Consider the following 8,455-nt stretch of genomic DNA (forward strand, 5'->3'; position numbering starts at 1 on the left):
CTATTGCGCGGGCCGCGCCGCCGGCTGCGGGGCCACGGGCTGGCCGGGCCGGAGCCGCTCGTTGCCCTTGACCACCACGTCCATGCCCTCCGCGAGCTTGGGCGACTTCACGCCCGCCAGGAGCCCCCGGTAGCCGACCACGTAGACCGGCGCGGGCACGGCCTTGCCGTCCAGCACCACCCAGACCACCTGGTCGCCGCCCGCCGAGATAACGGCGTCGCGCGGGACGATCATGGTCTTGCCGCCCAGCCCCTTGGGCAGGTGGACGCGCGCCTCCATGCCCTCGGCCAGGGAACCGTCGTTGCGCACCCTGATCTTGACCGGGAAGGTGCGGGTGGCCACGTCGCCACGCGGGATGACCGCGAAGACCTCGCCGGGATACTTGGCCCCGGCCGCGCCCACCTCGACCTTGAGCCCGGGCTTGACCACGCCGAAGGCCTCCCTCGGCGCGTTGACCACCACCTCGAACTGGTCGTCGCGGGCGGTGACCACCACCGTGGAGCCGCCGGAAACCCACTCGCCGCGCGTCACCGGCGTGTCGATGACCACGCCGTCGTAGGGGGCGCGGATGTTCTTCAGGGCCGCCTCCTCCAGCAGCCTGGCCAGGTCGGCCTGGACCGCCTCGTACTTGTGCAGCAGGGCCTCGGCGCCCAGCCGCTTGGAGTCGAACTCGCCCTCGGCCACGGACCGGCTCTTGAAGAGCGCGGCCACGCGGTCGTTCTCCAGCCTGGCGGACTCGTACTCGGCCTTGGCCTGCCGGGCCAGTGCCGAGGCGTTGCGGATGGACTTGTCCAGCAGGGAGGAGGACAGGACCACCAGGACGTCCCCTTCCCTGACCCGCTGGCCGTCCGTGACCTTGATGTCGAGGACCTTGCCCTCGACCTCGGAGGCCACGTTGGAGATCTCGGAAAAATAGACCGTGCCGATGAACTCGGACTGGGGAGCCATGTCCCCGGAGGTCACCTTGGCCACGGCCACGGGCGAGCCCTGCGCCTTGGCGGCGTCCTGTGCAAGGGCGAAGGCGGGCAGGGCCGCCAGGCTAAAGACGAGAACGATGAGCAGACGTCGAAACATGAATCAACCCTTGCGTTTTCCTAAGTTTTTCCACGGTTTGAAAATCGAGATGAAGACCACGGCCATGAGCAGGACCACCTGGGCCGCTCCCCAGGTCAGGTTCAGCCACTCGTCGCGCAGGTAGGCCGGGTCGCCCAGGGCGGCCATGCCCATCCGGCCGGAGATGTCCATCATGCCCCGCTCCCACGGCCCGAGGCAGACCGTGCCGAAAGCGATGGCCCCCAGCGTGACCGCCCATTTGAGGGCGATCCAGCCGTGGCGGAGGAATCCCCAGCCGGTGAACAGCGAGTAGGCCAGCCCGGTGAGCAGGCATCCGAAGGCTCCGGGAATCACCACCACCCAGGTGTCGACGTGGTGGGCGGCCTGGTTGACGCCGTAGAGCACGCCGTCGTTCGGCCCGGCTCCCGGCTTGAGAAAATACAGCAGCACCAGCGCCACCCCGCCGCCGATCCAGCACGCCACGGCGATGAGGTGCAGTCCCTTGAGACACTTCTGCCCCGTGGTCCCGAGCCTGAACATGCTACTCCTCCAGGTTGCAGCCGCACTCCTTCTTGAACACCGGCAGCAGGATCTGCCACAGCACGCGCTTGCAGACCGCCAGGTCCTCCGGGGCCACCCCTTCGACCAGGGCCTCCCGGCCCGCATGGACCAGGTCCATGGTGGAGTCGATGAGCGCGCGCCCGGCCTCGGTGATGAAGAGGCGCTTGACCCGCCGGTCGTTCTCCCCGCACCTGCGCCGGACCAGGCCGCGCTTCTCCAGCCCGGCCACCAGCCGGCTGACGCCTGTTTTTTCCTGGGTCATGATCTCGCACAGCCGCCCCTGTGTCATGCCGTCGCATTTGTAGAGGGGAATGAGCGCGCGCCACTGCTCCACCGTCACGCCGATACCGGCCGCGGCGAAACGGGCCGCGAGGTCGTTGGCGGCGATCCGCGACACCTTCCAGGTCAGGAATCCCAAGGATTCTTTGGGGTCGAGCTGATTTCCTTGCACGGAGAAGGTTGTATGTGCAACAAAACTCGGAGTCAACCACTTTCTTGAACCCGGCGGGTTGCATTAACCACGGGTTCGCTTTACTGTCCGCCCATGGAACGATTCACCGCCGACCTGCACATCCACTCCCGTTTTTCCAGGGCCACCAGCAAGAACCTGACCATCCGCAACCTGGCCGCCTGGGGCCGTCTCAAGGGGTTGGGCGTCCTGGGAACGGGCGACTTCACCCACCCGGAATGGCTGGCCGAGATCGAGGAGCAGTTGGAGGACAACGGCAAGGGCCTCTTCGTCCTGCGCGAGCCCGCCGGGCTGGAGCGGGAGATTCCCGAATTCGAAGGCGAGATCCCCGGCCGGACCCGGTTCATGCTCCAGACGGAGATCAGCTCCATCTACAAGCGCGGCGGCAAGGTGCGCAAGGTCCACAACCTTGTCTACATGCCCAACCTGGACGCGGTCCGGCGCTTCAACGAAAAGCTCTCCCAGGTGGGCAACCTGGCCAGCGACGGCCGCCCCATCCTCGGGCTGGACAGCCGCGACCTCCTGGACATGGTCCTGGATTGCCACCCCCAGGCCTTCCTGGTCCCGGCCCACATCTGGACGCCGTGGTTCTCCCTGTTCGGCTCCAAGTCCGGATTCGACTCCATCAAGGAATGCTTCGGCGACTACGCGGGCGAGATTTTCGCCATGGAGACCGGCCTCTCGTCCGACCCGGAGATGAACTGGACCTGGTCCGAACTGGACCGCATCAAGCTCATCTCCAACTCCGACGCCCACTCCGGCGAGAAGCTGGGCCGCGAGGCCAACCTCTTCCGGGGCGAGATGTCCTACGAGGGCATCTACCGGGCGCTCCGGGGCGAAGGACTGGGCCACAAGTTCCTGGGGACCATCGAGTTCTTCCCCGAGGAAGGCAAGTACCACATGGACGGCCACCGCAAGTGCGGCGTCTCCATGGACCCGCACGAGACCATGGCGCGCGGCGGCATCTGCCCGGTCTGCGGCAAGCCGGTCACCGTGGGCGTGTACAACCGCATCCTGACCCTGGCCGACCGCCAGGAACCGGTCAAGCCGCAGGGCGCGGCGGACTTCACCTCCCTGATCCCCCTGCGCGAGGTCATCTCCGAGGTGGTGGGGGCGGGCCCGGCCAGCAAGAAGGCCACAGCCCTGTACATGCCGCTCCTGCGCGAGTTCGGCAACGAGCTGGACGTGCTCCGGCGCGTGCCCGTGGAGGACCTGGCCAAGTACTCCCGCCACCTGGCCGAGGGCATCGCCCGTATGCGCGACGGCAACGTCATCCGCAAGCCCGGCTTTGACGGCGAATACGGCGTCATCCACGTCTTCACCGACCGCGAACGGGCCCAGATGAAGAGCGGCGCGACCCTGACGGGCATCGAATTTTCCACCGGCGAGGAGGCCGCCGAGGCCCCGGCCGAGCCCGTCGCCGCCCCCCCGGCCCCGGCCGCCCCGGTCTTCGAGGCCGTGACCTACAACCCGGCCCAGCAGGCCGCCATCGACGCGGGCCCCGGTCCGGTGCTCGTCCTGGCGGGACCGGGCACGGGCAAGACCCAGACCCTCATGGGCCGCGTCAACCGGCTGCTGGAGGAGGGCGTCAGCCCCCGCCGCATCCTGGCCCTGACCTTCACCCGCCGCGCGGCCCAGGAGCTGCGCGACCGGCTGCGCGCCCTGCGCGGGGAAGAGACCGAGGCCCCCCAGGCCGGGACCCTCCACTCCCTGTGCTTCGACTACTGGAAGCACGCCTATTCCGAGACGCCCATCGTCCTGCCCGAGGCGTCGGCCAAGAAACTCTTCGCCGAGGTCAACCCGCAGTTCGCGGGCAAGGACCTCGACTACTACTGGGACAAGTACAACCTGGGCCGCGAACGGCTCCAGGACGTGCCCGACGAGCTGGTCGAGGCCCACATCGCCTACGGCAACCAAAAGAACCACTGGGACCTGGTGGACTACACCGACCTGCTGGAATTCATGCTCGAACAGTCCGGCGCGCCCACCTTCCGAATGCCCTACCTGCACGTCCTGGTGGACGAGGTCCAGGACCTGACCGCGCTCCAGTTGGCGGTCATCCGGGGACTGGCGGGCGAGTCGGGCGAGGGCGTGTTCTGCATCGGCGACCCCAAGCAGTCCATCTACGGCTTCCGGGGCGCGGTGGACGACGCCGAGCTGCGCCTGAGGGACATCTGGCCCGCCATGCGGACCGTGACCCTGTCCGAGAACTACCGCTCGGGCCAGAAAATTCTGGACTGCTCGGGCGCGCTCTTCCCGGAGTCCCCGCGGCTGGTGGCCAGGCGGGACATCGAGGCCGCCATCCATCTTTTCGAATGCCCGGACGGCGGCCGAGAGGCCGGGTGGATCAGCGACCGCATCCGCGGGCTCATCGGGGCCACCAGCCACTCCCTGGCCGACGCCGGGGAAAACGGAGGCCTGGCCCCCGGCGACATCGCGGTCCTGGTCCGGTTCAAGGCGCTCATCCCGGCCATCGAGAAGGCGCTGAAACGGGCGGGCATCCCCTGCTCCACCCCGGAGCTGGAGGGATTCTGGCAGGAGCCGCGCATCGCCTCCATCCTGAATGCGGCCCAGCGCTTCCTGGGCATGGCGCTCGACACCGCCGAGGACGTGGTGGAGGCGCCGGACCACATCCTGGCCATGGGCCCGCTGGGGCTGGCGGCCTACCTGAGCGACACCCCGCCCTTCGACCAGTTCTTCTGGGAGAGCCGCCAGTTCAAGGAGCTGAAAAAGGAATTCGAGACGCGCGGCGGCTGGCAGAACCTGGTCAACTGGGTCAGCCTCCAGACCGAGCTGGAGCTGGTCCGGCGCACGGCCGAAAAGGTCCAGATCATGACCCTGCACGCGGCCAAGGGGCTGGAGTTCGAGGCGGTCTTCATGCCCGCCTGCGAGGAGGGCATCCTGCCCTTTGCGGGCATGGACCTGCTCACGGCCAAGGTAACCCTGACGCCGGGCCGGGGCCAGCGCTTCCACGAGGAGCGCCGGTTGATGTATGTGGGGATGACGCGCGCGAAACGCAGTCTCTACCTGAGCCGGGCGGAGCAGCGCCAGCTCTTCGGCCGCACCCTGAGCCTGCCGCGCTCCCGCTACCTGCGCGAGCTGCCGCAGGATCTCCTGAACCGCTCCACCCTGGCCGCCCGCAAGGTGACCAAGGCCAAGCAGCTCGGCCTGCTCGACTAGCCCAGCAGATGCCGGTACACGCCCCGCTCGTACGCCCGGCAGACGCCGAGCGCCACCCGGCCGGACACGCCCGCCTGGCGCAACCGGCAGAAGAGATGGAGCGGGTTGAAGAAATGCTGGCACAAACGGCGAAACGACTGCATACGGCCTCCGGCCCATTGCATTAATCGATTGCGCGTTTTCTTGCAACCGCCATGCCCGGAATCGATAGATCAACCATCACCGCCGGTTTCCTCGACGGATCTCGCTCCGACCCGGCAAATCCGGCCGGTCCGCGTCACCTTTCCGTCCGCGAGGCCGAAAAGATGCACGGCATCCGTTTCCCCTACGCCGTGGCCGCGCCCTCCTTCGTGCTCAAGGCCGGAGTGGCCGAGAACGCCCGCTTCCTGGCCGGACGCTTCCCGGAGGTCGGCCTGCTCCTGTTCGAGGGCGAGGCCTGCCTGGCCTACACCGAGCGCGACCTGCCGCCCGACCTGGCGGCGCTGGACGTGGCCTGGCACGCCCACCTGCCCCTGGACCTGCCGTGGGGCCGGGGGCTGGACGCGGCCTGGTCCGTGCTGGACCGGCTCCTGGACAAGGTCGCCTTCCTGCGCCCGCACGCCTTTGTCCTCCACCCGCCCGCCGGGCCGGGACTGCTGGTCCCGCTGGCCCGCCGCCTGCGCGACCGGGGCGTCGACCCGGCCGACGTCCTGCTGGAGAACGTGGAGGAATCCGACCTGTGCGCCCGCTGGGAAGAGGCGCGCGAGGGCGGCTTTTCCGCCTGCCTGGACCTGGGGCACATCCTGGCCTATGGTCAGCACGCGGTGCTCGACCTGCCCGGGCTGAAGGACGCGGTGCGCATGGCCCACGTCTACGGGCCGGAGGGCGGCCGCCACCGGAGCCTCGCCCGCCTGGACCAGACCGGGCGCGAACTGCTGCGTTACATTCTGGAAACTTTTTCACCCCGGACCGTGGTGGTCGAGGTTTTTGAAGAGATGGGAATTTTCGAATCAATCGAGTTGCTTGCAAAATGGACGGCCCGGTGGGGAGCGCCCGAATGATCACCCTGGTCCTCGGCGGCAACAAAAGCGGAAAATCCGACTTTGCGCTCGATCAGCTTGCTTCGGCGCAGGGTCCTGCCCTTTTTATCGCCACGGGCAAGGCCCGGGACCTCGAATTCCGGGAACAGATCCGCCAGCACCGAGTATCCCGCGCCCCGGGCCTGGAAGTCGTGGAGGTGGCCGAGGACTTGCCTCAATCGCTCGGAAGGGCTAAAAAGGACTTTCGTGCCGTGGTTGTGGACAGCCTGGACTATTGGCTCTTCTCCTGCCGAGAGGCGGGGTGCGAGGAGGACAAGGTCAAGGAATTCCTTGATGTTCTGGACGACTGGAACGATACGGCGCTGATTCTGGTCTCCTGTGAGGCCGGACTCGGACCGCTGCCGGGGGGGAGCGAAGTCCGGGCGTTCATACGGAGCCTTGGCGCGCTGAACAGGCGCGCGGCCGAGGCGGCGGACCGAGTCTACCTGGTCGCGGCCGGGCTGCCGTTAACCCTGAAACAGGACTAGAGCGTGGCACTGTTCAAACAGCTGGATGAGCAGGTCGAGCGATTGCTCGCCCTCTTCAAGAAAGAGGACAACTGGCTCATCATCATCAACGCGGACCCGGACGCTCTGGGTTCGGCCATGGCGCTTCGGCGCATCATGGCCCGGAAGGTGGGGAACATCGGCATCGCCCAGATCAACGAGATCAAACGGCCCGACAACCTGTCCATGATCCGCTACCTGCGCATCCCGACCCACAAGCTCATTCCCAACCTGGCCGCCCAGTACGACAAGTTCGCAATGGTCGACTCGCAGCCTCATCACAATCCGGAATTCGCCCCGTTCAAGTTCTCGGTGGTCATCGACCACCACCCCCTCCTCAAGGAGAACCCGGTGGAGGCCGACTTCGTGGACATCCGTCCCAAGTACGGCGCGGTGAGCACCATGATGACGGAATACCTTTACAACATGGACATCCGCCCGGCCAAGCTGCTCGCCACCGCACTCATGTACGGCATCCGGTGCGACACCAAGACCTTCGAGCGCGAGTTCATCGACGCGGACATGGCCGCCTTCAAGTACCTCTCCAAGTTCGCGGACTCCAAGCTGATGAACCGCATCAGCCGCAGCGAGTTCCACCTGGACTGGATGCGCTATTTCTCCCGCGCCTTCTACAACCTGCGGCGCATCGGCCACGGCCTGTACGCCCACTGCGGCAAGGTGGCCAACCCGGACATCCTGGTCATCGTGGCCGACTTCTTCACCAGGGTCCACAACGTGCCCTGGGTGGTGGTCTCGGGCACGGCCGACGACAGGCTCGTGGTCATCCTGCGCGGCGACGGCCTGCGCCGGGACATGGGCAAGATGGCCCAGTCGCTGATGAACGGCCTGGGCAGCGCGGGCGGGCACAAGCAGGCGGCCCGCGCCGAGGTGGACGTCGCGGACCTGGACGGCGAGGACCCGGAAATCTTCATGCTCAAGCGGCTCGGCCAGGGCAAGGCCACCATCCGCCGCATCTAGGCCCCGTCGGCCGCCGGTTGCATCCGCGCCGCATATAATATACCTATCCGGCCCATGAATCAGCGCAACGACGCCACCCTCCGTCCGGACCTCATCGCTCTGGCCATCATCGGACTGTCCCTGGCCGTGCGCTGGTGGTTCGTGGCCTCCGGCCAGCTCAACCTGATCCAGGACGAGGCCCAGTACTGGGACTGGACCCGCCGCCTCCAGCTCTCCTACTACTCCAAGGGCCCGCTCATCGCCTGGGTCATCACCGCCGGATGCAAGCTCTTCGGCTCCACCGAGCTGGGCGTGCGCGCAGGGTCGCTGATCGGCATGACCGGCATCCAGGCCGTCCTCTATTTCGGCGTCTCCCGGGTCTGGCGCGAACATCGCCTGGCCCTCTTCGCCCTGGCCGTGGCCGCCACCATGCCCATGTTCAACGCCCTCGGCATCCTGATGACCACGGACAACCCGCTCATCCTGTGCTGGACCGCTGGCTTCTTCGCCCTCTCGGCCGCCACCCGGCACCGGCCCGACGAGACCGTGGGCAACGCGCCCTTCGTCATCCTGGGCGCGGCAGTGGCCCTGGGCACCCTGGCCAAGTACATGATGCTCGTCTTCGTGATCCTGGCCGTTATCCACGCGCTGATCCTCCATTTTCGCGGCCA

General features: G+C 67.3%; 9 protein-coding genes. 5 read left to right on the top strand and 4 right to left on the bottom strand.

Annotated elements, in window-relative coordinates:
* Genes PHP91_RS11955 through PHP91_RS11965 form a run of 3 tightly spaced genes read right to left on the bottom strand, consistent with a single transcriptional unit; the run spans position 1 to position 2,032 of the window.
* Positions 1-1,074: an efflux RND transporter periplasmic adaptor subunit gene (locus PHP91_RS11955; RefSeq protein WP_300140838.1), complete on the bottom strand. Its 1,074-nt coding sequence runs from the start codon at positions 1,072-1,074 to the stop codon at positions 1-3.
* A 3-nt stretch (positions 1,075-1,077) separates the two neighbouring features.
* Positions 1,078-1,593, bottom strand: coding sequence for a hypothetical protein (locus PHP91_RS11960; protein ID WP_300140840.1), 516 nt, complete (start codon positions 1,591-1,593; stop codon positions 1,078-1,080).
* 1 nt (position 1,594) lies between these two features.
* Positions 1,595-2,032: a MarR family transcriptional regulator gene (locus PHP91_RS11965; RefSeq protein ID WP_300140842.1), complete on the bottom strand. Its 438-nt coding sequence runs from the start codon at positions 2,030-2,032 to the stop codon at positions 1,595-1,597.
* A 126-nt stretch (positions 2,033-2,158) separates the two neighbouring features.
* Between PHP91_RS11965 and PHP91_RS11970 the strand changes: the two genes are divergently transcribed.
* Positions 2,159-5,263, top strand: coding sequence for a UvrD-helicase domain-containing protein (locus PHP91_RS11970; RefSeq protein ID WP_300140844.1), 3,105 nt, complete (start codon positions 2,159-2,161; stop codon positions 5,261-5,263).
* Here the strand turns inward: PHP91_RS11970 and PHP91_RS11975 are convergent.
* The gene (locus PHP91_RS11975; protein WP_300140846.1) at positions 5,260-5,406 is read right to left on the bottom strand and encodes a hypothetical protein; all 147 of its coding nucleotides are present in this window, start codon (positions 5,404-5,406) and stop codon (positions 5,260-5,262) included. The genes PHP91_RS11970 and PHP91_RS11975 overlap by 4 nt on opposite strands.
* A 51-nt stretch (positions 5,407-5,457) precedes the next feature.
* Here PHP91_RS11975 and cbiR point away from each other — a divergent pair, with 51 nt between their 5' ends.
* From cbiR to PHP91_RS11995, 4 genes are all read left to right on the top strand, one after another.
* Positions 5,458-6,303 (top strand): cobamide remodeling phosphodiesterase CbiR, encoded by an 846-nt coding sequence (cbiR, locus tag PHP91_RS11980; protein WP_300140848.1) that lies wholly within the window; start codon positions 5,458-5,460, stop codon positions 6,301-6,303.
* Positions 6,300-6,809 (top strand): bifunctional adenosylcobinamide kinase/adenosylcobinamide-phosphate guanylyltransferase, encoded by a 510-nt coding sequence (locus PHP91_RS11985; RefSeq protein ID WP_300140850.1) that lies wholly within the window; start codon positions 6,300-6,302, stop codon positions 6,807-6,809. Before cbiR ends, PHP91_RS11985 begins: the two co-directional genes overlap by 4 nt.
* Before the next feature lie 3 nt (positions 6,810-6,812).
* Positions 6,813-7,805, top strand: coding sequence for a DHH family phosphoesterase (locus PHP91_RS11990; RefSeq protein WP_300140852.1), 993 nt, complete (start codon positions 6,813-6,815; stop codon positions 7,803-7,805).
* 54 nt (positions 7,806-7,859) lie between these two features.
* Positions 7,860-8,455 (top strand): glycosyltransferase family 39 protein (locus tag PHP91_RS11995; RefSeq protein WP_300140854.1); only part of this gene is annotated, 596 nt, incomplete at its 3' end.

This window comes from Pseudodesulfovibrio sp. (assembly GCF_028692895.1).
Taxonomy (GTDB): domain Bacteria; phylum Desulfobacterota; class Desulfovibrionia; order Desulfovibrionales; family Desulfovibrionaceae; genus Pseudodesulfovibrio.

Coding starts and splice junctions, on each gene's coding strand:
- PHP91_RS11955 (WP_300140838.1), bottom strand. CDS start 1,074: ATGTTTCGACGTCTGCTCATCGTTCTCGTCTTTAGCCTGGCGGCCCTG.
- PHP91_RS11960 (WP_300140840.1), bottom strand. CDS start 1,593: ATGTTCAGGCTCGGGACCACGGGGCAGAAGTGTCTCAAGGGACTGCAC.
- PHP91_RS11970 (WP_300140844.1), top strand. CDS start 2,159: ATGGAACGATTCACCGCCGACCTGCACATCCACTCCCGTTTTTCCAGG.
- PHP91_RS11975 (WP_300140846.1), bottom strand. CDS start 5,406: ATGCAGTCGTTTCGCCGTTTGTGCCAGCATTTCTTCAACCCGCTCCAT.
- cbiR (WP_300140848.1), top strand. CDS start 5,458: ATGCCCGGAATCGATAGATCAACCATCACCGCCGGTTTCCTCGACGGA.
- PHP91_RS11985 (WP_300140850.1), top strand. CDS start 6,300: ATGATCACCCTGGTCCTCGGCGGCAACAAAAGCGGAAAATCCGACTTT.